The organism is Streptomyces sp. PH9007 (assembly GCF_059813725.1).
Genome location: NZ_CM187440.1, coordinates 1,846,549 through 1,868,469 on the forward strand (window position 1 = coordinate 1,846,549; position 21,921 = coordinate 1,868,469).

The 21,921-nt window shown below is 73.2% G+C and carries 18 protein-coding genes; 11 read left to right on the forward strand and 7 right to left on the reverse strand.

The annotated features are described in order from the left end of the window. Position 1: 1 nt before the first annotated feature. On the forward strand, positions 2-652 hold the full coding sequence (locus ACTFAP_RS08290; protein ID WP_500468635.1) for a GNAT family N-acetyltransferase: 651 nt from the start codon (positions 2-4) through the stop codon (positions 650-652). Positions 653-694: 42 nt separating this feature from the next. Here the strand turns inward: ACTFAP_RS08290 and ACTFAP_RS08295 are convergent, their stop codons facing one another. Both ACTFAP_RS08295 and ACTFAP_RS08300 read right to left on the reverse strand, forming a co-directional pair. Next, a complete protein-coding gene (locus tag ACTFAP_RS08295) occupies positions 695-1,252 on the reverse strand; it encodes a GNAT family N-acetyltransferase (RefSeq protein WP_390116226.1) in 558 nt (185 codons plus the stop codon). Between the two features lie 156 nt (positions 1,253-1,408). Next, positions 1,409-2,524, reverse strand: a complete 1,116-nt coding sequence (locus ACTFAP_RS08300; protein WP_400009756.1) for a glycoside hydrolase family 5 protein — start codon at positions 2,522-2,524, stop codon at positions 1,409-1,411. 275 nt (positions 2,525-2,799) lie between these two features. On the opposite strand from ACTFAP_RS08300, the gene ACTFAP_RS08305 reads away from it, so the two are divergent. The 9 genes from ACTFAP_RS08305 (at position 2,800) to ACTFAP_RS08345 (ending at position 15,890) form a co-directional block, all read left to right on the forward strand. Beyond that, the gene (locus ACTFAP_RS08305; protein ID WP_500468636.1) at positions 2,800-4,257 is read left to right on the forward strand and encodes a GlnX family signal transduction membrane protein; all 1,458 of its coding nucleotides are present in this window, start codon (positions 2,800-2,802) and stop codon (positions 4,255-4,257) included. 26 nt (positions 4,258-4,283) lie between these two features. Further along, positions 4,284-5,339, forward strand: coding sequence for a glutamate ABC transporter substrate-binding protein (locus ACTFAP_RS08310; RefSeq protein WP_390116221.1), 1,056 nt, complete (start codon positions 4,284-4,286; stop codon positions 5,337-5,339). 137 nt (positions 5,340-5,476) lie between these two features. Continuing rightward, on the forward strand, positions 5,477-6,724 hold the full coding sequence (locus ACTFAP_RS08315) for a hypothetical protein (protein WP_500468637.1): 1,248 nt from the start codon (positions 5,477-5,479) through the stop codon (positions 6,722-6,724). Next, complete coding sequence (locus ACTFAP_RS08320; RefSeq protein ID WP_390116218.1) at positions 6,721-9,225, forward strand: serine/threonine-protein kinase; 2,505 nt, start codon at positions 6,721-6,723, stop codon at positions 9,223-9,225. Before ACTFAP_RS08315 ends, ACTFAP_RS08320 begins: the two co-directional genes overlap by 4 nt. Positions 9,226-9,227: 2 nt before the next feature. Further along, positions 9,228-11,828: a PP2C family protein-serine/threonine phosphatase gene (locus ACTFAP_RS08325; protein ID WP_500469437.1), complete on the forward strand. Its 2,601-nt coding sequence runs from the start codon at positions 9,228-9,230 to the stop codon at positions 11,826-11,828. Then, the gene (locus ACTFAP_RS08330; protein WP_500468639.1) at positions 11,825-13,102 is read left to right on the forward strand and encodes a vWA domain-containing protein; all 1,278 of its coding nucleotides are present in this window, start codon (positions 11,825-11,827) and stop codon (positions 13,100-13,102) included. Before ACTFAP_RS08325 ends, ACTFAP_RS08330 begins: the two co-directional genes overlap by 4 nt. Positions 13,103-13,144: 42 nt before the next feature. Continuing rightward, on the forward strand, positions 13,145-14,065 hold the full coding sequence (locus ACTFAP_RS08335) for an FHA domain-containing protein (RefSeq protein ID WP_495684053.1): 921 nt from the start codon (positions 13,145-13,147) through the stop codon (positions 14,063-14,065). Positions 14,066-14,079: 14 nt separating this feature from the next. Next, positions 14,080-14,823, forward strand: a complete 744-nt coding sequence (locus tag ACTFAP_RS08340) for an ATP-binding cassette domain-containing protein (RefSeq protein ID WP_495684054.1) — start codon at positions 14,080-14,082, stop codon at positions 14,821-14,823. Beyond that, positions 14,820-15,890: an ABC transporter permease gene (locus tag ACTFAP_RS08345; protein WP_390116211.1), complete on the forward strand. Its 1,071-nt coding sequence runs from the start codon at positions 14,820-14,822 to the stop codon at positions 15,888-15,890. Before ACTFAP_RS08340 ends, ACTFAP_RS08345 begins: the two co-directional genes overlap by 4 nt. 57 nt (positions 15,891-15,947) lie before the next feature. Here ACTFAP_RS08345 and ACTFAP_RS08350 read toward each other — a convergent pair whose 3' ends face one another. Beyond that, positions 15,948-16,352: a globin gene (locus ACTFAP_RS08350; protein ID WP_500468641.1), complete on the reverse strand. Its 405-nt coding sequence runs from the start codon at positions 16,350-16,352 to the stop codon at positions 15,948-15,950. A gap of 134 nt (positions 16,353-16,486) precedes the next feature. Between ACTFAP_RS08350 and ACTFAP_RS08355 the strand changes: the two genes are divergently transcribed. Further along, positions 16,487-17,341, forward strand: a complete 855-nt coding sequence (locus ACTFAP_RS08355; protein WP_500468643.1) for a Scr1 family TA system antitoxin-like transcriptional regulator — start codon at positions 16,487-16,489, stop codon at positions 17,339-17,341. Positions 17,342-17,425: 84 nt separating this feature from the next. Here the strand turns inward: ACTFAP_RS08355 and ACTFAP_RS08360 are convergent, their stop codons facing one another. From ACTFAP_RS08360 to ACTFAP_RS08375, 4 genes are all read right to left on the reverse strand, one after another. After that, a complete protein-coding gene (locus ACTFAP_RS08360) occupies positions 17,426-18,076 on the reverse strand; it encodes a DUF8185 domain-containing protein (RefSeq protein WP_495684057.1) in 651 nt (216 codons plus the stop codon). Next, the gene (locus ACTFAP_RS08365; protein ID WP_390116204.1) at positions 18,073-18,498 is read right to left on the reverse strand and encodes an acyl-CoA thioesterase; all 426 of its coding nucleotides are present in this window, start codon (positions 18,496-18,498) and stop codon (positions 18,073-18,075) included. The genes ACTFAP_RS08360 and ACTFAP_RS08365 overlap by 4 nt, the downstream gene beginning before the upstream one ends. A gap of 17 nt (positions 18,499-18,515) precedes the next feature. Then, positions 18,516-20,180, reverse strand: a complete 1,665-nt coding sequence (gene ettA / locus ACTFAP_RS08370; protein ID WP_495684058.1) for an energy-dependent translational throttle protein EttA — start codon at positions 20,178-20,180, stop codon at positions 18,516-18,518. 222 nt (positions 20,181-20,402) lie between these two features. After that, on the reverse strand, positions 20,403-21,815 hold the full coding sequence (locus ACTFAP_RS08375; RefSeq protein ID WP_500468644.1) for a Cys-Gln thioester bond-forming surface protein: 1,413 nt from the start codon (positions 21,813-21,815) through the stop codon (positions 20,403-20,405). Positions 21,816-21,921: the final 106 nt, after the last annotated feature.

Below are 21,921 nucleotides of genomic sequence, written 5' to 3' on the forward strand. Positions count from 1 at the left end.
CATGACACATACCGATGTCGCGGCCGGGGTCGAGGCCGAGGTCGAGATCCGCCGCTACCGTCCGGGCGATGCCGCCGACGCCGCGGCCCTGCGGCGGATCTGCGTCCGCACCGGGTACAACGGCGGGGACGCCCGGGGCCATTACCGCGATCCGGGGGTGCTGCCGGCACTGTTCGCCACCCCGTACGCCGAACTCGCCCCGGAGCTGGTGTTCGTGGCGGACGAGGGGGACGGGCCGATCGGCTACATCGTGGGCGCGGCCGACACCCGGGCGTACTACCGCGACTTCCGCGCCACGTGGCTGCCCCGGGTGCGGGACCGCTTCCCGGAGCTGGCCGGGGCGACGGACATGGACGGCGAACTGCGGAGCCTGCTGCACGCGCCGGAGCGGATGATCGACGCCGAGGTGGTGCGCGAGCACCCCGCCCATCTGCACATCGACCTGCTGCCGCGGGGGCAGCGGCGTGGTCTGGGCACCCGGCTGATGACGGCGTACCTCGACGCGCTGCGCGAACGCGGCGTCCCCGGCGTGCACCTGGGGATGAACCCGGCGAACACCGCCGCGCACGCCTTCTACACCCAGCTGGGCTTCGTCACCCTGCGCGAGCCGACCGAGGAGGCCCAGGTGCTGTATCTGGGCCTGCGGCTGTAGGACGGCCGGCGGCGCGGCGTCCCCCGGCGGCCGGACGGCCGGTCAGGGGTGCCGGGCCCAGGTGAGCAGGGTGACCGCGCGGCCCCGGATCTCACGGTGCAGCGGCTGGTCGGGCGCCAGGGCGAACCCGGCGGCGCGGGCGACGGCGTTGGAGGCCGCGTTCTCCGGCTCGATCCGCAGGATCACCCGCGTGACGGGCAGCTCGGTCAGGGCGTACTCGGCCAGCAGCCGCACCGCGCGGGCGGCCAGCCCCCGGCCGCGGTGGGCGGGGCCCACGGTGTAGCCCAGTTCGGCCTCGCGTTCGGCGTCCGCGTTGGGGAACAGCACCGCCTCGCCCAGCGGGACGGCCCCGTCCAGCGTGATGGCCAGCTGGACGCGGCGGCCCGCCGGCCGGGAGTCGCGGGCCTTCGCCAGGTAGTCATCGGCGGCGGCCTCGTCGAACGGTGAACGCAGCGGGGTCCACCGGGCGATCTCCGGGTCGTCGAACAGCGCCACCATGGCGGCCCGGTCGGCCGCCGTCCACTCGCGCAGCTGCACGCCGTGCCCCGCCAGCCGCAGCGGGGCCAGGGGCAGCACGTATACGGGTTCCTCGCCGGTCATGCTGGTGATCTTGCCCGGTGATCATCGATCTTGGAAGTGGTCGTTCACATCACGGAAGCGGGCGTGGCGGCCGACCGGGCAGGTACGGACGTACGCGGTGCCGCGCACCCCGTACGTGTGTCCGGGCCCCGGCCGGCCGCCACGGCGTGGTGTGTGTCAGCCCACCCGGTCCCGGACCCACACGCCCGCTTCCTTGAGCGGCGCGGTGCCGGAGAACTGACCGGCGGCGCAGGAGCCCTCGCGGAAGACGGCGCCCGAGCGCCAGTCGTCGGAGAAGTTCCAGTTGGCCCAGCTGATGCCCTTGGCGGCCATCAGGTCGAGATAGCGCTGCGACATGGCGAAGTCGTTGGCGCCCTCTCCCGAGTAGTCCTGGGTGCCCCACTCGGTGACGAAGATCGGCAGCCGGTCCGAGGCCCGGTCCAGGACGGAGAGGTAGTGGTCGCGGTGCGAGGCCGCGTAGAAGTGGAAGGTGTACGCGATGTTGTCGGCGTTGACCGGGTTGGCGACGATCTCGTTCTCGTCGGACCCCTCGGAGACGCCGAGCGAGGACCAGCCACGAGTGCCGACCAGGACGACGGCGTCGGGCGCCCCGGCCCTGACCACCGGGATGACCTCCTCGGCGTAGCTCTTGATGGACTGCCAGCTGACCCCGTTGGGCTCGTTGGCGATCTCGTAGAGCAGGTTGTCCTGGTGGCCGTGGCGGTCGGTGATGTCGGTGAAGAACCGCTTGGCGAGGGCGGTGTTGGCGTTCGGGTCGCCGGGGCTCAGCTGGTGCCAGTCGACGATCACGTACAGCCCGCGCGCGGTGGCCTGGTCGATGACCCGGCTGACGATGTCGGTGAAGCGCTGCGGGTCGGTCTCGTAACCGCCCTCCTGCACATAGGTGGACACCCGCAGCAGCGACGCGCCCCAGTCGTCGGCGAGGGCGTCCAGCGAGCCCTCGGTCAGACAGTGCTCGAACCACTGGGTGCCGTGGCTGCTCATGCCGCGCAGCTGGACGGGGCTGCCGTCCTCGCCGCACAGCCTGAGGCCGCAGATCTCCAGGGCGCCGTGCTGCTGGTACGGGGTGACGGCCTCGGAACGCCGCGGCTCGTCGGGGCTCTCGCCGCCGGAGGCCGTGGCGGTGGCGGTGCCGCCGCCCAGCCACAGCGCCGCGGCGGCGCCGGTCGCGGTGAGCAGCGCGGCGAGCGAGGCGATGGCGCGGGTTCCGGGCCGGGTCCGGCGCCGGTGCGCGGCGGGAGCGCCGCTGTCGGTGGTGGGGGTGTGGCTCATGGGACCTCTCGTCTGCCGTGGGGGGGGGGAGGGATCGAGACCGATGTGAACGTAAGTGCAACCTGACGGGTGGTCAATGCGTGTCAGTTGGGGGACGGTGAAGCCGGCCTTAAGGGGGCTTAAGAGCGGACTCCGGCGCCCCCCGGGCGGGTTCGCGGCGCGCGGGACGGGGCGCAACATCGCGATCGCGACAAGATCCCGGTAAAGACTGTCTGGATCCCGGCACAACGGCCATACTTCTGGCCGTGGCCACACACCAGGGGGGAGGGCCCGACGTGAGGCAGCCACCGCACATTCCGGCCCCGCCCGGCCTGCCCCCGGACACCCCGCCGCCACTGCCCGTGGCGCCGGAGGTACCGGCCGCACCGCCGCCCGTACCGCCCTCCCCGTCCCGCGCGCCGGGCCGCCCCCGGCTCTCGGACTGGGCGAAAGGGGTGCGCTCGCTGCGTACTTCGGCCCGTACCGAGCCGGGCCGGCTGCGGATCATCGGGGCCGCCGTCGCCGCCGCGCTGCTGCTGTTCGGCGCGGCCACCGCCTGGCAGATCGGCGACCGCTCGGACGCCGCCGACACCCTCATCAGCAGCAGCCAGCCGCTCAGCGCGGAGGCCGCCGACATCTACCGCTCGCTGGCCGACGCCAACACCACAGCGGCCGTGGCCTTCCTGACCGGCAGCGGCTCCGAACCCCAGGTGCGCGAGCGCTACGAGGAGCGCATCGCCACCGCCGCCGCCCTGCTCACCCGCGCCGCCGCGCACACCGGCAACTCCGAACAGGCCCAGCAGCTGATCGCGCTGCTCAACGCCGAACTCCCCGTGTACACCGGGCTGGTGGAGACCGCACGCGCGAATGACCGGCAGGGACTGCCGCTGGGCGGCGCCTATCTGCGGTACGCCGACAGCCGGATGCAGGAGGTCCTGCTGCCGGCCGCCGAGTCGCTGTACGCGCTGGAGACCGGCCGTTTCCAGGACGACGCCCGGCGGGCGGGCGCCTGGCCCTGGTTCTCGCTGGCGGCCGCCGCGCTCGCGCTCGGCGTGCTGGCCTGGGCGCAGCGGCGGCACTGGCTGCGTACCCACCGGGTGTTCAACCAGGGCCTGCTGGCCGCCACCGGGGCGGCGCTGGTGCTGCTGCTGTGGCTGGTGGGCGCGCACACCTTCGCGCGGGCGGCACTGGACGAGGCGGACCGCGGCGGGGCGCAGTCGCTCAGCGCGCTCAACGACGCCTGGATCGCGGCCCTCCAGGCCCGGGGCGCCGAGAGCATGACGCTGGTGGCACGGGGTTCGGGCACGGGGTTCGAGGAGAGCTACCAGGAGCGCATGGCCGAACTGGCCGGGCCGCAGGCCGACGACGCGCAGGACGGCGCGCCGCGCGGGCGGCTGGGCGCGGCCTGGCGGCTCGCCGACGACGAGGACGGGCGGGAGCCGATCGGGGCGGCCCACACGGCGGTCGGCGAGTGGCGGGCCCTGCACGAGGAGGCCCGGCAGCGGGAGAACGCCGGGGAGTACCAGGAGGCGGTGGAACTCGTCATCGGCGAGGACTCCACGGGCAGTTCCTTCGACCGGGTCGACGAGGCGCTGAAGCGGGCCGTCGCCCACGAACAGGGCCAGTTCACCCGGGCCGCCGAACGGGCCGCCGCGGCGCAGACCGGACTGCTGGTCGGGGCGCTGGCCCTGGCGGCGCTGGCCGCCACGGGCGCCGTCCTCGGCATCAACCGCAGGCTGGCGGAGTACGGGTGACCCGGGGTGAGGGTGGAGGTGCGGCGATGGGCGCGCTGAGACGGCCGGGCGGTCGCTCGCTGCTGATGGTGGTGGGCGGCATGGCGCTGGCCGGCTGGATGCTGGCCGGCTCGCTGCCCGCCCCCGGCGACGGCGGACCGGAGGACGCGCCGGGCCCGGTGACCGGCGGACACCTGGTCCAGGTGGACGACGGCGACGGCGACAGCGGCGGGAGCGGCCCGGACGGCGACGGCATCGGCTCGCTGGCCGCCCGCGAGACGTGCGACAACGGGATCGACCCGGCCGGCAACAGCTGGTCCCCCTCCCGCGAGGAGGGCGACGCCGTGCGCCGCATCACCGAGCGCGGCCGGCTGATCGTCGGCGTCGACCAGAACAGCTATCTGTGGGGCTACCGGGCCCCCGACGATCCGCAGACCGTCATCGGCTTCGACATCGACCTGGCCCGCGCGGTCGCCGCCGACCTGCTGGGCGACCCCGAACTGGTCACCCTGCGCCCCATCCCCACCGACCAGCGCATCCCGCTCCTGGAGAACAGGGAGGTGGACATGGTGATCCGCAGCATGTCCATCACCTGCACCCGCTGGGAGTCCGTGGCGTTCTCCGCTCCCTACTTCGACACCGGCCAGCAACTGCTGGCGCCCCGCTGGTCCACCATCACCGGCTTCGACTCCTCGCTGGCCGGGATGCGGGTGTGCAGCGGCGACGACACCACCGCCCGGGTGCTGCTGGAGAGCGAACCGCACGGCGCCGCGCTGGTGGAGGCCGGCGGCCATCTGGACTGCCTGGTACGGATCCAGCTCGGCGAGGCCGACGCCCTGATGACGGACGGCGCGCTGGCCGCCGCCCACGCCGCGCAGGACCCCACCATGCGGCTGATCGGCGAGCCCATCAAGGAGGAGTCCTACGGCATCGCGATGAATCCCGGTGACGAGGACCTCGTGCGCCGGGTCAACGCCATACTGGAGGACTACCGGGCCGGCGGCGACGGCAGCGACTGGCGCGTCTCCTACCGGGCCTGGCTCGCCGACTACTTCCCACCGGACCAGTCCCCGGAGCCGGCCGCGCCCCGATACCGGGACTGACCGGTGAACCGTACGCGGACGGGGGAAGGATCAACGAGCGCGCACATGCGGCGACGTCACAGCCAGTACCAGAGCCAGTACCAGAGCCAGTACCAGAGCCACAGTCACAGCCAGAGCCACAGCCAGAGGGGAGAGCGATGGCCCCGGATTCCGGTCAACGGGTGCTGAGCCGGGAGGAGGTGGACCGCGCCCTGACGCGGCTCGCCGCCGAGCACGAGGCGATCGAGACGTCCCTGCTGTCCCTCCAGGACCACGCCGGGCGGCGGCTGCTCGAAGGCGCGCACCTCACCGGGCTCACCCTCGAACGCTGGCGGCACGCCGAGGCCATCGTCTCCGACCTGTGGTCCTGGTTCGAGACCTGCACCGAGACCCTCGCCAAAGCCCGCGAACTGCGCGGCCGCCGCCGCTTCCCCGGCCGCGAGGAACTCAGCCGCCTCAGCCACCTGCTGGAGGGCCGCAACCTGGTGATCTCCGGCGGCGAACTGCTGGCCGAACACACCAGCTGGCAGCAGCTGGTGACCCGGATGAACCGCGGCTACGCCGAGGTCCTCGGCGTGGTCGCCGCCGCCGACGCCGTGTGGTCCGCGCTGCCGGCCCGGATAGACCTGCTCTCCGCCGAACTGCGCCGGGTCAGCGAACTGGCCCACTCCGCCGGGGTGCGCCCCGGCACCCACCCCTCGGGCGACGACCTGGAGCGGGTCACCGCCGAACTGACCGCGCTGCGCGCCGAGGTCATCGCCGACCCGCTCGCCTTCTGGCTGCCCGAGGGCGGCTCCGGCGCGGTCGCGGGCGGTCGCCCCGACACCACCCGCTACGACACGGCCGCCCGCACCCTGGACGACATCCGCCGCGAGGTGGACGCCGTCTTCGGCGTGCGCAAGGACGCCGAGGCCCGGCTGGTGGGGCTGCGCGACGTGCTCTCGCGCGCCGACCGCACCCTGGCCGAGGCCCGCGCCGCCCGCGTCGAGGTGCTGTCCAAGATCGCCGCCAGTGAGGTCCCCGCCGTCAGCGGGCCGCCGGTCGTCCTCCAGCAACAGCTGGCCACCGCGGGGGAGTACCGGCGCCGCGCCCAGTGGCACCGGCTCTCCCCGCTGCTGGACGCGCTGGAGGTACGCGCCGAGGAGGAGCTGGAACGCGCCCGTTCCTCCCTGTCGGCCGTCACCGCCCCGCTCGCGATACGCGCCGAACTGCGCGGCCGTCTCGACGCCTACCGCGCCAAGGCCGTCCGGCTCGGCAAGAACGACGACCCCCTGCTGTCCGAACGCTACGACGCCGCCCGCCGCCTGCTGTGGACCGCGCCGTGCGATCTGCGCGCCGCCGAGAGCGCGGTGCAGCGCTACCAGGACGCGGCGGCCGACGTGCTGACAGGGCGGAGCGAGTCATGAACGAGAGCGGCCCCCTGTCCGTGCCGTGCCAGCGGCCCGGCTGCGCCGGCCACTACGAGGACGTCGGCGACGGACAGCTCTACTGCGACCTGTGCGGGCTCGCCCCCGTCGTCTCGGCGCGCGGCGACATCGGCGGCGTCGGCACCGGCCTGACCCACGCGCCGCGCCGGGGTGACGTACCCTCCCAGCGCTCGGCGCCCGCCTCGGTACCGTCGGCCGCCTCCGAACGGTCGCTGCCCAGCTCGCGGCTGTCGCACCGCTCGGTCTCCGGCGCGCTCTCCCGCTCCCTGTCGGGGCCGATGTCGGAACGCCCGGTCTCCGTGCGCAGTTCCCGCGCCAGCTCCTCCCGCCACCGCTCCCGGCTGGGCGCCGGCCTGGTGACCATCCCCGCCGTGCCCCGCCCCGAACCGCTGGACCAGGTGCTGGCCGACCCCGAGGTGCCCGAGCGAAAACGGTTCTGCGGCAACAGCGACTGCGGCGAACGGGTGGGCCGTACCCGTGGCGAGCGCACCGGGCGCAGCGAGGGGTACTGCACCCGCTGCGGCCACCCGTACTCCTTCGTGCCCAAGCTGCGCCCCGGCGACCTGGTGCACGACCAGTACGAGATCGCCGGCTGCCTGGCGCACGGCGGGCTCGGCTGGATCTATCTGGCCAAGGACACCCGGGTCAGCCACCGCTGGGTGGTCCTCAAGGGCCTGCTGGACACCGGCGACGAGGACGCCATGGAGGTGGCGATCTCCGAACGGCGCTTCCTCGCCGAGATCGAGCACTCCACGATCGTGCGGATCTACAACTTCGTCGAGCATCTGGACCGCCGTACCGGCAGCCTGGACGGCTACATCGTCATGGAGTACGTGGGCGGCCGGTCGCTGAAGGAGATCGCCAACACCCGGCGCAGCGCGGACGGGCGGCGCGATCCGCTGCCGGTGGAGCAGGCGTGCGCGTACGGCATCGAGGCGCTGGACGCGCTGGGGCATCTGCACAGCCGCCAGCTGCTGTACTGCGACTTCAAGGTCGACAACGCGATCCAGCAGAACGACCAGCTCAAGCTGATCGACATGGGCGCGGTGCGGCGCATGGACGACCACGAGAGCGCGATCTACGGCACCGTCGGCTACCAGGCGCCCGAAGTCGCCGAGGTGGGCCCGTCCGTGGCCTCCGACCTGTACACGGTGGCGCGCACGCTGGCCGTGCTGACCTTCGACTTCCAGGGCTACACCACGATCTTCGCGGACAGCCTGCCGGAGCCGGAGCACGTGGAGGTCTTCCAGCGGTACGAGTCGTTCTACCGGCTGCTGGTACGGGCCACCGACCCGGACCCGGAGCGGCGGTTCGCGTCCGCGCAGCAGATGTCGGAGCAGCTGACGGGGGTGCTGCGGGAGGTGGTGGCGCTCCAGTCGGGGCAGCCGCAGCCGGCGCTGTCGCAGCTGTTCGGCCCCGAGGTGCGGGTGCCGGACACCGAGCTGATGCCGGGCCTGGGCCGTGAGGTGTCGGCGCTGGGCGCGCGGCGGCGGGTACGCGGGCGGGCGGCACGGGCCGCGGCGGCGTCGGCGCTCCCGCCGGCCGCCGGCCCGTTGACCACGCCGGTGGACATCGAGGCGGCGGCCCTGGCGCTGCCCGTTCCCAAGGTGGACCCGGAGGACCCGAACGCGGGCTTTCTGTCCGGGCTGATGGCCGGCGCTCCCGCCGACCTGCTGGCCGCACTGAGCGCCGCCCCGGTGGACTCGGTCGAACGGCGGCTGCGCGAACTGCGGGCCCTGCTGGAACTGCCGGACGGACGGGGGCGGGAGAGCGCGCGCTGGCTGCTGTCCGCGCTGGAGGACGAGTGCGGCGACGACTGGCGGGTGGTGTGGTACCAGGGCGTGGCCGCCCTGGCGACCGGCGACCTCGGCACGGCGGCGCTGTCCTTCGACGCGGTGTACGACGCGTTCCCGGGCGAGGTGGCCCCCAAGCTGGCGCTCGCGGTCTGCGCGGAGACGCTGGGCCAGCAGGACAACGCGGCCGACTACTACGAACTGGTGTGGCGGACCGATCCCAGCCATGTGAGCGCCAGTTTCGGTCTGGCCCGGGTACGGCTGGCCACCGGCGACCGCGAGGGGGCGGTGGCCGCGCTGGAATCGGTGCCGGACACCTCCGCCCACCACATCGCCGCCCGGGTGGCGGCGGTCCGCGCGAGGCTGCGGCACCGCTCACCGGCCGAGCCGCTGCTGCCGGACCTGCTGGCGGCGGGCCGGCAGGTCGAGACGCTGCTCGCGGGGGGACTGGAACCGGCACTGGGCGAACAACTGTCCTGTGAGGTGCTGGGGTCTGCGCTGGACTGGCTGCTGTCCGGCCATTCCGGACAGAATGGGCGGCTCCTGGGTGCGCCTCTGGAGGAGACGGGCATCAGACTGGGTCTGGAACGCTCCTACCGGCGGCTCGCGCAGTGGGCGCCGGACAGTAGGGAACGGATTGAACTGGTGGAGGCGGCCAACCGCTTCCGCCCTAGGACATGGGTGTGACGATGCCGCAGCTCGACCAACTCTCCGCCTGCCCCGGCTGCGGGGAGCCGCTGGAAGCCGACGACGAGTTCTGCGGCAACTGCGGCAAACACCTGCGCACCACGGCCCCGACGGGGGCGAAGGGTCCGGTGGCCCCCGCTCCCCCGCCCCCGCCCATGACCGCCCGGCGCCCCGCGGCCCCCACGGCACCGGGCGGGACGCCGCCCGCACCGGCAGGCACCGCGACTCCCCCCGGGTCGGCACCCGGCAGCCCGGCGAGCTCCCACACGCCCGGCGCGGCCCCGGCCCCGGCGGACCCCCGCCCCGCCACAACGGGCACCCCCGGCACCGGCCCGGCCCCGGCCGAAACCCCGAACCCCCACCCGGCCCCGGCCCCGGCCCCGGCCGGGCAGCAACCTGCCGCCCCGGGCAGCGCGCCGGGAACGCCGACGGCACACGGCGCCGCCCAGCCGGGCCCCAACGCACCCCGCACCGGCACCGTCAGCGCCACGCCGGCCGCCGGGCAGCAGCCTGCCGCCACCGGCACACCCACCACGCCCCAGGCTCCGGCAGCGCAGCAGCCGGACCCACCGGCACCCGCGCCACAGGGCGCCACTCCGCCCGCGCCGAACACACCCGCCGCACCCACCGGTAACACCACCTCGGCCACCACTGCGGCAGCCGCGCCCGGCCAACCCGCCGCCACCGGCACCGGAAACGCGCCCGGCACCCCGGCGGCGCACGGCGCGGCCCAGCCGGGCCCGAACGCACCCGACGCAGGCCCCGGCAGCGCCACCTCGGCCGGTGCCCCGGCCAGCCCGGCACCGGCCGCACCCGCGCCGCAGGGCGCGGCCCCGCCCGCGCCGAACACGCCCGCCGGTAGCGCCGGCTCGGCCACCACTGCGGCACCGGCGGCAGGGCAGCAGCCCGCCGCCGCCACCGGCAACGCGCCCGGTGGTCCCACCCCGCAGGCCGGACAGCCGGGTGTGGGTGGCCCGGGTTCCGCCACCCCGCGTACCGGTGCGGCGGCAGCGCCGACCACGCCCCCGCAGCAGCCCGGCGGCCGTTCCGCCGGGGCGCCGCAGGCTCAGGCCCCGGCAGCCACGACTCCGCAGAGCCCGAACCCCACCGCTCCCGGTGGGACGCAGCCCCCGGCCACCAGCCCGGCCGCGACTCCCGCGACCCCGGCACCGCAGGCCAAGAGCCCCGCCTCGGCACCGGCCGTACCCGCACCCGCAGCGCAGCAGCCCCAACCGGCCACCGCGCCACAGGGCTCAGCAGCCACGACCCGGGCTCCGCAGGCGGCCCAGCAGCCCGCCGCTCCCCCGGCCCCGGCCCCGCAGAGCCCGAACACTGCCCCGGCTGTCACCAGCCCGGCCCCAGCCCCCGCCGCGCAGGCCAAGGGCTCCGCCCCGGCCAACTCGCCCCAGTCGCCGGCCGCCAAGCCGGCCTCCGCGCCCGGCGCCCCCGCGCCGCAGGCCACGGGTTCCGGTCGGCCGGCGGCCCAGCCCGCCGGTGCCGCCGACGGGTATACGCCCACCGAGCCGGACTTCACCCTGCCGCCGCCGCAGCCCGCGTCCGGCGGGCCCCGTCTTCCCTCGCTCGACCCCCGGGCCACCGCTGCCGCCGCCACGCCCCCGCCGGCCCCAACCCCGGCCACCGCGCCCGCCGATCCCCGCGCCGCCGCCGATCCGCGCACGCGCGACTCCCGGCCGCCCACCCGCGAGACGAACCCCGTCCTGTGCGCCGTCTGCGGCACCGGCCACGTCGACGGCGACGGCTACTGCGCCGACTGCGGTCGCGCGCAGCCCGGCCAGCGCGACCACGTCGAGCGCGCGCTCGGCGGCGTCGCCGCCGTCAGTGACCTCGGGCTGCGGCACCACCGCAACGAGGACGCGTTCACCGTCTCGGCGACCGCCCTCGCCGACGGCTCGCCCGCCGTCATCGCCATCGTCTGCGACGGCGTGTCCTCCTCCTCCCGCCCCCACGAGGCGTCTGCCGCGGCCTCCGACGCGGCGGCCGAGTCGCTGCTCGTCTCCCTCCCGCGCGGCGTCTCGGGCCAGCAGGCCATGCACGACGCCGTCCTGTCCGCCGCCCGTGCCGTCGCCGATCTCGCCGACCCCGCCGCCGAGCCGGGCCAGAACGCCCCGGCCTGCACCCTGGTGGGCGCCGTTACCGCAGGCGGCATCCTCACCGTGGGGTGGGTCGGCGACAGCCGCGCCTACTGGATCCCGGCCGAGCGCGGCGCCGCTCCCGCCCGGCTCACCGAGGACGACTCGTGGGCGGCGCAGATGGTCGCGGCCGGCCTGCTCAGCGAGGCCGAGGCGATGGCGGATCACCGCGCGCACGCCATCACCGCCTGGCTGGGCGCGGACGCCGTCGAGGTCGAGCCGCACACCGCGTCGTTCAAGCCGGACCGTCCCGGCGTGGTGATCGTGTGCACGGACGGCCTGTGGAACTACGCCGAGTCCGCCGAGCGGCTCGCGCACCTGGTGCCTGCCACGGCCCGCGAGACCCCGCTGCCGACCGCGCAGCATCTGGTGCGGCACGCCCTGGAGTCGGGCGGCCACGACAATGTCACCGTCGCGGTCATTCCCTTCCCGGTGGTGGAAGCGGCCGGATGAGTACAGAGCCGGTCTTCGGCGTCGACGTCTACCAGAACGAGTTCCTGCACCGGGGCGCCGACGAGGTGCACGCCATCGTCACGGTCTCCGCCACCGGCGGCGACCGCGCGGGCGAGGCCGCCGTCGTCATCATGGTGGACTGTTCCGGCTCGATGAACTACCCGCCGTCCAAGATGGACGGCGCCCGCCGCGCCACCGAGGCGGCCATCGACACGCTGCGCGACGGCACGGCCTTCGCCGTCGTCGCCGGCACCCACCGGGCCCGGGAGGTCTTCCCGGGCGCGGGCCGGCTGGCCGTGGCCGATGCCGCCACCCGCCGGGCGGCGAAGGCGTCCCTGGAGGGCCTGACCGCCACCGGCGGCACCGCCATCAGTACGTGGCTGCTGCTCGCCGAGCGCCTGCTGGCCACCTCCACCGCCCCGATCCGGCACGGCCTGCTGCTGACCGACGGCCGCAACGAGCACGAGGAGCCGGAGCGGCTGGCCGAGGCCCTCGCCCGGTGCGCGGGCCGGTTCACCTGTGACGCGCGTGGAGTGGGCACGGACTGGGAGGTCGGGGAGGTCACCCAGATCGCCGCGGCGCTGCTGGGCTCCGCCGACATCGTCGCCGAACCGGACGGTCTGACGGCCGACTTCACCGCCATGATGGAGTCGGTCATGGGCAAGGAGGTCGGCGATGTCAGCCTGCGGCTGTGGACGCCGCTGGGGGCCTCCGTCCGCTCCGTGAAGCAGGTGGCGCCGTCCGTCGCTGATCTCACCGACCGCCGTACGGAGGCGCCGCCGCGCGCCGGCGACTACCCGACCGGTGCGTGGGGCGCGGAGTCCCGCGACTATCACCTCGCTCTCCATGTGCCACCGTGCGACGTGGGGCAGGAGATGCTGGCGGCCCGGGTGTCGCTGGTGCGGGCCGGTGGCGAGCCCGTCGCTGCCCGGCCGGGGCTGATCCGCGCTGTGTGGACTTCCGACATGGCGGCCGCCACCGCCCTCAACCCGCAGGTCGCCCACTACACCGGGCAGGAGGAGCTGGCCTCGGTCATCCAGCAGGGCATTGACCTGCGCAAGCGCGGTGACGCGCGCGGCGCGACGGCCAAACTGGGCCGCGCCGTCCAGTTGGCGCACAGCTCGGGGAATGAACAGACCTCACAACTGCTGGCAAAGGTGGTGGACGTGGAGGATGCGGCGAGAGGTACTGTTCGACTGAAGGCGAAAGTCGCCGAGGCCGACGAGATGACCCTGGAGACGAGGTCGACGAAGACGGTCCGGGTAAAGAAGTAGTCGACATGAGACGAATCAGCGGAAGCAGGGGGAGGGCGTAACGTGCCGACTTGCCCGAACGGTCACCAGTCGTCGGCCGAGGACTGGTGCGAGGTGTGCGGCTACCGCATGCCGGCGCCCGCCGCCGCGATGCCCCCGCCCCCCGGCGCCTTCGGCCAGCACCCGGTTCCGCCGGGTCCCCCCGTTCCCCCCGGCCCGCCCGGTTACCCGGCCGGCCCGCCGATGCAGCACCACCCGGGCCGGCCGCCCGAGGTGTGTCCGCAGTGCCGTACGCCCCGCGAGGCGCAGGCGCCGTTCTGCGAGGGCTGCCGGTACAACTTCCTGACCAACTCCCCCACCACCTACATACCTCCGGCGCGCGCGGACGGCCCGCCGATACCCGGCGCACCGCCCCACCAGCAGCCGTACGGTCACCAGCCGCCCCCCGCCCCGCCGGCCCCGATGCCGGGCGGCGGCGCCCCGGGCCAGACCGGTGACTGGGTGCTCCCGCCGCCGATGCCGCACCAGCAGCAGGGGCAGCAGCAGGCGCAGGGCGGTTACGGCTATCCGAACACCGCCGCCTCCTGGATGGTGACGGTGGGCCCCGACCCCGACTACTTCCAGGCGATGATGCGCCGTTCGGGCCCCGAGGCCGCCCAGCTGAGCCTCCCCCCGTACGCCCCGCCCCGGCAGGTGCCGCTGAACGGCCCGCAGGTCACCATCGGCCGCCGCCGCCAGTCCACCGGGGAGAGCCCGGACATCGACCTGTCACAGCCTTCCGAGGACCCCGGCGTCTCGCATCAGCACGCCGTCCTCGTCCAGCAGCCGGACGGCAGTTGGGCCGTGGTGGATCAGGACTCCACCAACGGCACCACCGTCAACGGTTCGGAAGATCCGGTCCAGCCCTTCGTCCCGGTCCCGCTGCGCGAGGGCGACCGGGTGCATGTCGGGGCGTGGACGACCATCACTCTCTACCGGGGATAGGGGCCCAGCACGTCGTGAGCACTGACCAGGGGGGCGGACCCGCCATATCGGTGGCGGGTCTGCGCAAGAAATACGGGGACACACAGGCCGTCGACGGCGTCAGTTTCGAGGTTCCGCGGGGGGAGTTCTACGGAATCCTCGGGCCGAACGGCGCCGGCAAGACCACCACACTGGAAATGATCGAGGGGCTGCGCCGCCCCGACGAGGGGACCGCCGAGCTGCTCGGCATCCCGTCCTGGCCGCGCAACCGGGGCCTGCTGCGCCGTATCGGCGTGCAGCTTCAGGCGTCCGCGTTCTTCGAGAAGCTGTCGGCACGCGAGCAGATCCACAGTTTCGCCGCGCTGTACGGGGTGTCCACCGACCGCGCCGACGCCATGCTGGAGTCGGTGGGTCTGGCCGAGAAGGCCGATGTCCGCGACAGTGAGCTGTCCGGCGGGCAGGCGCAGCGGCTGTCGATCGCCTGCGCGCTGGTGCACGATCCGGAGCTGGTGTTCCTGGACGAGCCCACCACCGGCCTGGACCCGCAGGCCCGCCGCAATCTGTGGGACCTGCTGCGGCAGATCAACTCCGAGGGCCGCACCGTCGTCCTCACCACGCACTATCTGGACGAGGCGGAGGTGCTGTGCGACCGGGTCTCGATCATGGACGCGGGCCGCATCCTGCGCACCGGGCCGCCCGCCGAGCTGATCAGTGAGCTGGGCGTCGACACCCTGGAGGACGTCTTCCTCCAGCTGACCGGACGGGAGTTCCGCGAATGAGCCGCTCCTCCGGGCTGCTGCCGCTGTCCAAGAACATGATGCTGGGTCTGCTGCGCGACCGCACCGCCGTGTTCTTCATGATGATCTTCCCGCTGATGTTCCTGGTGCTGTTCGGCGCGCTCTTCCAGGACAACAGCATCTCGCGCTCACCGATCGCGCAGGTCGGCGAGGTCGAAGTACTGGACGGGCTGCCCGAGGACGCCCGCGCCGAGCTGGACAAGGTGGTGGAGTTCCGGCGCGCCGCCGATCTCGACAGCGCGCTGGAGGACGTGCGCACCGGCGAGGTGGCCGGTGCGATCTGGCAGTCGGGCGACACCGTCGAGCTGCGCTATTCGGAGTCCGACGGCGTACGGGCCGGCACCGTCCGCAGCGTGCTCCAGTCGCTGGTGGAGGCCGCGAACCAGGCGGCGACGGGCCAGCCGCCGGCCTACCGGCTCGCCATCGACACCGTCGAGGACGACTCGGTCAAGCCGATCCAGTTCCTGGCGCCCGGCCTGCTGGGCTGGGCCATCGCGATGGGCGGGGCCTTCCTGTCGGCCCTCACCCTGGTGGGGTGGCGCAAGTCCCGGCTGCTGCGGAGGCTGTGGCTGGCACCCATCCACCCGGCGACGATCATCGGCGCCCGGGTCGGGGTGACGCTGGCGCTGGCGCTGGTGCAGACGGCGTTGTTCCTCGGCATCGCCTGCATCCCGTTCTACGGTCTGCAGCTGAGCGGGAGCTGGTGGCTGTCGATCCCGCTGGTGCTGAGCGGCTCGCTGGCGTTCATGTCGATCGGCCTGGTGATCGGGGCGGTGGCCAAGACCGAGGAGGCGGCCAATGGCATTCTCCAGGTCACGATCATGCCGATGGCGTTCCTGGCCGGGTCGTTCTTCCCCACCGAGGTGATGCCCGGCTGGCTGAGCGGGATCGCCCAGTTGCTGCCGCTGCGCCATCTCAACGACGCGCTGTCGGATGTCCTGAGCCGCGGTGGCGGCTGGGAGACGGCGCTGCCGGTGATCGGCGGGCTGCTGCTGTTCACCGCGGTGCTCACCGCGATCGCGGCGAAGCTGTTCCGCTGGGACGCCTGAGCGTCCGCGGGGGTCCGGCCCCGCGCCCCGGCGGCCCGGCGGTGTCCGTGCCGCCGGTCAGCCGGGGGTGTTGATCATCGAACCGGCCGCGTACACCATGTAGCGCCACAGCTCGGCCTCGTCCTCCTGGGCGAGGCCGAGCGTGTCGATGGCCTCCCGCATGTGCCCCAGCCAGGCGTCGTGCGCCGCGCGGTCGACCGTGAAGGGGGCGTGCCGCATCCGCAGCCGGGGGTGGCCCCGGTTGTCGCTGTAGGTGCGCGGGCCGCCCCAGTACTGCATGAGGAAGAGCGCGAAGCGCTCCTCGGCCGGGCCCAGGTCCTCCTCGGGGTACATGGGCCGCAGCAGCGGGTCGTCGGCCACGCCCTGGTAGAAGCGCTTCACGAGCGCGCGGAAGGTGGCCTCGCCACCGACCCGCTCGTAGAAGGTCTCGGTCTGCAGGGTGCCGCGTCGGATCTCAGTCACTCCTCCATGGTCGCAGACCCGTTCCTCCCTCCGGAATGTGTCCGGGGAGCGCCCCCGGCCGGGAACTCACGGAGAGTAGACCGGGGGCGACAGGGCGCGGCAGACTGATCCGGTCGTGAATGAGGAGGGCGAGGATGCCGCCGAGGGATCTTCCGAGCGCGCGTGAGGCGCGGCTCGGGGCCGAATTGCGGAAGTTGCGGGAACAGGCCGGTAAAGCCGCGCACGAGGCGGCGGCGTGGATCGGTACGGATCGCGCGAAGATGTCGAATATCGAATCCGGGCGGCGCGGAATCAGTGAGACGCGGATCCGGCGGCTGACCGAGTTCTACGGGTGCCGCGATCAGCGGCTGGTCGGTGAATTGTGCGCGATGGCCCGGGAGCACCGGGGCGGCAACTGGTGGGACGCGTTCCGCGGGAAGGTGCCGCAGGGGAATGTGGACATGGCGGAGCTGGAGCACCACAGCACGGCGCTGCGGATGGTGCATCTGCTGCTGGTGCCCGGGGTGTTCCAGACGCCTCAGTACGCGCGCGCGGTGATGGCGGGCTCGGTGCCGCCGCCGGACGAGGAGTTGCTGGCGGCGCGGGTGGCGGTGCGGCTGCGGCGCGGGGAGTTGCTGCGGGGGGAGAACCCGCCCAGGTGCCAGGCGATCATCCACGAGGGCGCGCTGCGGATGCGGTACGGGGGCCGGGCGACGGCGCGCGGGCAGCTGGAGTGGCTGCTGAAGGTGACCGAGTGGCCCTCGGTCGAGCTGCGGGTGATTCCGTTTTCCCAGGAGGACATTCCCGGGCACGGTCAGTCATTTCTCTATGCGTACGGGCCGGTGCGGGAACTGGACACGGTCGAGGTGGACACGCCTTTCGGCGGTGATTTCCTGCACGCGGCGGACGAGTTGGAGAAGTACCGCAGACTGCTGGAGGTTTCCGAGAAGATCGCCCTCGACGAGGGTGAGTCGCGGCAGCTGATCCAGTTCATCGCCCGCGAGATGTGATCCGGACGGGGCCGGTGCCCCGCCCGTGGCGCACCGCCCGCCGGGACCGATGTCAACCCCGCGGTGATCGGCCACCCGAACGTGTCAGCGCGGGGTGACCGTCAGGCCCGGGGTGGTGGTGCCCGGCCGGCGCACCGCGATCGACCCCAGCGGAGTGCGCAGCCGCAGCCACACGCCCCGGGCCAGCACCGCCACCGGCGCCGCGGCCCGCAGGAAACCCAGCGAGCGGGCCGCGTGCACGGCACGCAGCGGCAGCGGGGTGCCGGACAGCGTACGGCTCCAGATCTCCTCGGCCAGGGCGTCCAGCGCGTCCCTGGTGCGTTCGGTGGCGGCCAGCGCCTCCGTACGCTCCCGGAACTCCGCGACCACGGCCTCGGCCGCGCCCCGTACCCCTGCGTGGTCCAGCTCGGCCACCGGCTCCCAGCCGCCGCGCGGCGGCAGCACGCCCGCCCAGGACGGGCCGGTCACCGCCGCCGGGACGCGCGCCGTGCCGGTGGCCTCGTCGATGCCCTCCAGCAGCTCGCCCGCCGAGACGGTGATGTCCAGGCGGGCGGGCTCGGCGAGCCGCAGCGGGCGGATCGCCAGGACGTCGAAGCGGGCCGGCTTGGCGAACACGCCGAGCACCTGCCCGTCCGCCTGGAGCCGGGCCGCCGCCGCCTTCTCCCAGCGGAGCAGCCGGGCGAGGAGGGCCGCCAGCTCGGCGGCCTCCCCCCGCTCGGCGAACGACAGGCTCACGCGGTACCGCTCCCGGCCGCGTCGTCCTGGTAGTGCGCGAGGAAGCGGCGCTCCTCCTCGGTGATCCGGCGCGGCCGGCCCGCCTGGAGGTCGTAGGGCACCACCACGGTGGCGGCCCGTACGTACACCTGCTCGGGGTCCTTGACCTCGTAGGCCACGGTCACCGAGGCGCCGCCCACCTTCGCCACCCACAGCTCGACGGTGACCGGCGTGTGCCGGTGCACCAACGGGCGCAGATAGTCGATCTCATGCCGTGCGACGACCGAACCGCCGGTGAACGCACCGGAGTCGGCCTGCCGCGCCAGCCGGAACATGAAGTCGATCCGGGCCTCTTCCAGATACCGCAGGAAGATCACATTGTTGACATGCCCGAAGGAATCCATGTCCGACCAGCGCAAGGGGCACTCGTACACATGCCGCACGGCTCTGCCTCCGCCCCTCAGCCCCGGGTGAGCTTCTTGTACGTCGCCCGGTGCGGGCGGGTGGCCTCCGGGCCCAGGCGCTCGGCCTTGTTCTTCTCGTAGGCCTCGAAGTTGCCCTCGAACCAGAACCACTTGGAGTCACCCTCGTAGGCGAGGATGTGGGTGGCGATCCGGTCCAGGAACCACCGGTCGTGGGAGACGACCACGGCGCAGCCGGGGAAGTCCAGCAGGGCGTTCTCCAGGGAGGAGAGCGTCTCGACGTCCAGGTCGTTCGTCGGCTCGTCGAGGAGCAGCAGGTTGCCGCCCTGCTTGAGGGTGAGCGCCAGGTTCAGGCGGTTGCGCTCACCGCCGGACAGGACCCCGGCCGGCTTCTGCTGGTCCGGGCCCTTGAAGCCGAACGCGGAGACGTACGCCCGCGAAGGCATCTCGACCTGGCCGACGTTGATGTAGTCCAGCTCGTCGGAGACGACGGCCCACAGCGTCTTCTTGGGGTCGATGTTGGCGCGGGACTGGTCGACGTAGGAGACCTTGACCGTGTCGCCGGTCTTGACGCTCCCGGAGTCCGGCTCCTCAAGACCCATGATCATCTTGAACAGGGTGGTCTTGCCGGCGCCGTTGGGGCCGATCACGCCGACGATGCCGTTGCGCGGCAGCGTGAACGACAGGTCGTCGATGAGCACCTTGTCGCCGAACGCCTTGCCCAGGCTGTCGACCTCGACGACCACGTTGCCCAGGCGCGGGCCCGGCGGGATCTGGATCTCCTCGAAGTCCAGCTTGCGGGTCTTCTCGGCCTCCGCCGCCATCTCCTCGTAACGGGCGAGGCGGGCGCGGGACTTGGCCTGCCGGCCCTTGGCGTTGGAGCGGACCCACTCCAGCTCGTCCTTGAGCCGCTTGGCGCGCTTGGCGTCCTTCTGGCCCTCGACCTTCAGGCGCGCCTGCTTGGTCTCCAGGTACTTGGAGTAGTTGCCCTCGTAGCCGTGCAGCCGGCCGCGGTCGACCTCACAGATCCACTGGGCGACGTTGTCGAGGAAGTACCGGTCGTGGGTGATGGCCACCACGGTGCCCGGGTACTTCGCCAGGTGCTGCTCCAGCCAGTTCACCGACTCGGCGTCCAGGTGGTTGGTGGGCTCGTCCAGCAGCAGCAGGTCGGGCTGCTCCAGCAGCAGCTTGCACAGCGCCACGCGGCGCTTCTCGCCACCGGAGAGCTTGGTGACCTCCCAGTCGCCGGGCGGGCAGCCCAGGGCGTCCATGGCCTGCTCCAGCTGGGCGTCCAGGTCCCAGGCGTTGGCGTGGTCCAGCTTCTCCTGGAGCGCGCCCATCTCTTCCATGAGCGCGTCGGAGTAGTCGGTCGCCATCAGTTCGGCGATCTCGTTGAACCGGTCGAGCTGCCCCTTGACCTCGGCCACGCCGTCCTGGACGTTCTCCAGCACGGTCTTGGTCTCGTCCAGCGGGGGCTCCTGGAGCAGGATGCCGACGCTGTAACCCGGGGTGAGGAAGGCATCACCGTTGGAGGGCTGCTCCAGACCGGCCATGATCTTCAGCACGGTGGACTTACCCGCGCCGTTGGGGCCCACGACACCGATCTTGGCCCCGGGCAGAAAGCTCTGGGTCACGTCGTCAAGGATCACCTTGTCGCCGTGTGCCTTGCGCGCCTTGCGCATGGTGTAGATGTACTCAGCCAACAGAAACCGTCCGGCTAATCAGTGAAGGGGCGGAAGAGTGGATGCGTCCATCCTGCCGCATGGCATGCCCCGGGCGGAAACCGGCCGGGGGTGTGCTAGAGGCGGAGGAGACACGAAAGGGGCGGGTCCCGGGTGGGACCCGCCCCTTCTGGTACGGGCGGCGATCACCGTGTGACACGGCCGTTCACCGCCGGTACGGGCAGTGCTGGGTGGTGCTGGTGCTTACTCTGCGGCGGAGCCCGCGGCCCGCTTGCGGAGGAAGAACACCGCGCCGCCACCGACGGCCAGCAGGGCCACGGCGATGCCGGCCATCATGCCGAGGTTGGAGCTGGAGCCGGTCTCGGCCAGGTCCGGACCGCTGCCGCCGGTGGTGGCCGGGGCGGGCTCGTTCTCGGCGGGGGTCTCGGGCTCGGGCTCGGCGATCGGCTCCTCACCGGCGGTGTCGCAGTTCAGGACACCGGAGAAGACCCAGGGCTCCTTGCCCTCAAGGTTCTCGACCGTGATCTCGTAGGCCTGGCCGTTCTCGACCGGGACCAGGACCTTCTCCTCGACGCCCGGGGCGATCTCGTAGGACTCGCCCTCCAGCTCGAAGGTGAACGGCTGGTCGCCGTCGTTGGTGACGGTCAGCTGCACGCCGCCGTCGACGCAGACCTCTTCGGCGGTGATGGCCGGGTTCGGACCCTCGCTGGCCCAGTTGACGCTGGCGCCCGCGGTCACGGACGACTCGGAGGAGCCGGCCAGGATCATGGTCTGGGTGCGGACGTCGACACCGGTGAAGACACGGCCGACCGGCACCGGGGAGGTGGCGGTGGCGGTCAGGGAGGCGGAGCCGTCCTCGGCGCCCTCGGGCACGGAGAAGAACAGCTCGGTACCGTCGGTCACCGGGGTGGACTCGGTGATGGTCTCGCCGTTGGCGTCCACGACGGTGACACCGGCGGCGGCAGCGGCGGCGTCGGTGGAGACGACGACGGCGTCGGCGCTGGTGTGCACGGTGACGGGGCCGGCCAGCTCACCGGGCTTGCCGGTGACCTCCTGCGGGGAGAGCCCCAGGGAGGCGCGCGGCTCCTCGACGGCCTCGGCGTTGTCGCCGAGCCAGTCCGCGAGCTTCGCGGCGTTCTCGTTCTTCGGGGTGGCCTCGACGCCGTCCGACAGCTCCCAGATGGCGGCCTGGGTACCGGCGGCGGCCTGCTCGGCGGTCAGCCCGTTGGCACCGGCGGCCTCGGCGAGGGTGTTGAGGTCATCGACGACCGGGTAGGAGTTCTGCAGGATCCAGTGGATCTTGGCGGCCTCCTCCTGGAGGTCGTGCAGACGCGAGGAGTTCCAGTCGGTCTCCTTGTACTTGGCGTTCGGCGAGGTGGGCGTGCCGAAGTCGATGCAGTACGTCTTCAGGGTGCCGCCGTCGTCGGCGCTGAGGTAGAACAGACCACCGCTGTAGGTGCTGGTCCGTCCGTCACGCGTCACGTCGATCTTGTCGCTGACGCGGAGCCCGTCCAGCGTGGCGGTCGCACCGCCGTTGCCCGGGGTCTGGTCGGCGAGGGCCGGGCCGGCGGTGGCCAGCACGCCGGCGGCGGCAAGCCCGGTGGCGACGGCGGTAGCCGCAAGGCGGGCGGCGACCCGCTTGCGTGCAAACATCATGTAAGTCCCCTCCACGGCGATCACGGGGGCGCGCAGCCGCACTTGAGGCGGCACGCTCATCAACTTCCCCGTGCGTACTGCCGGATCGTAGAGAGGGAGTTGCTCT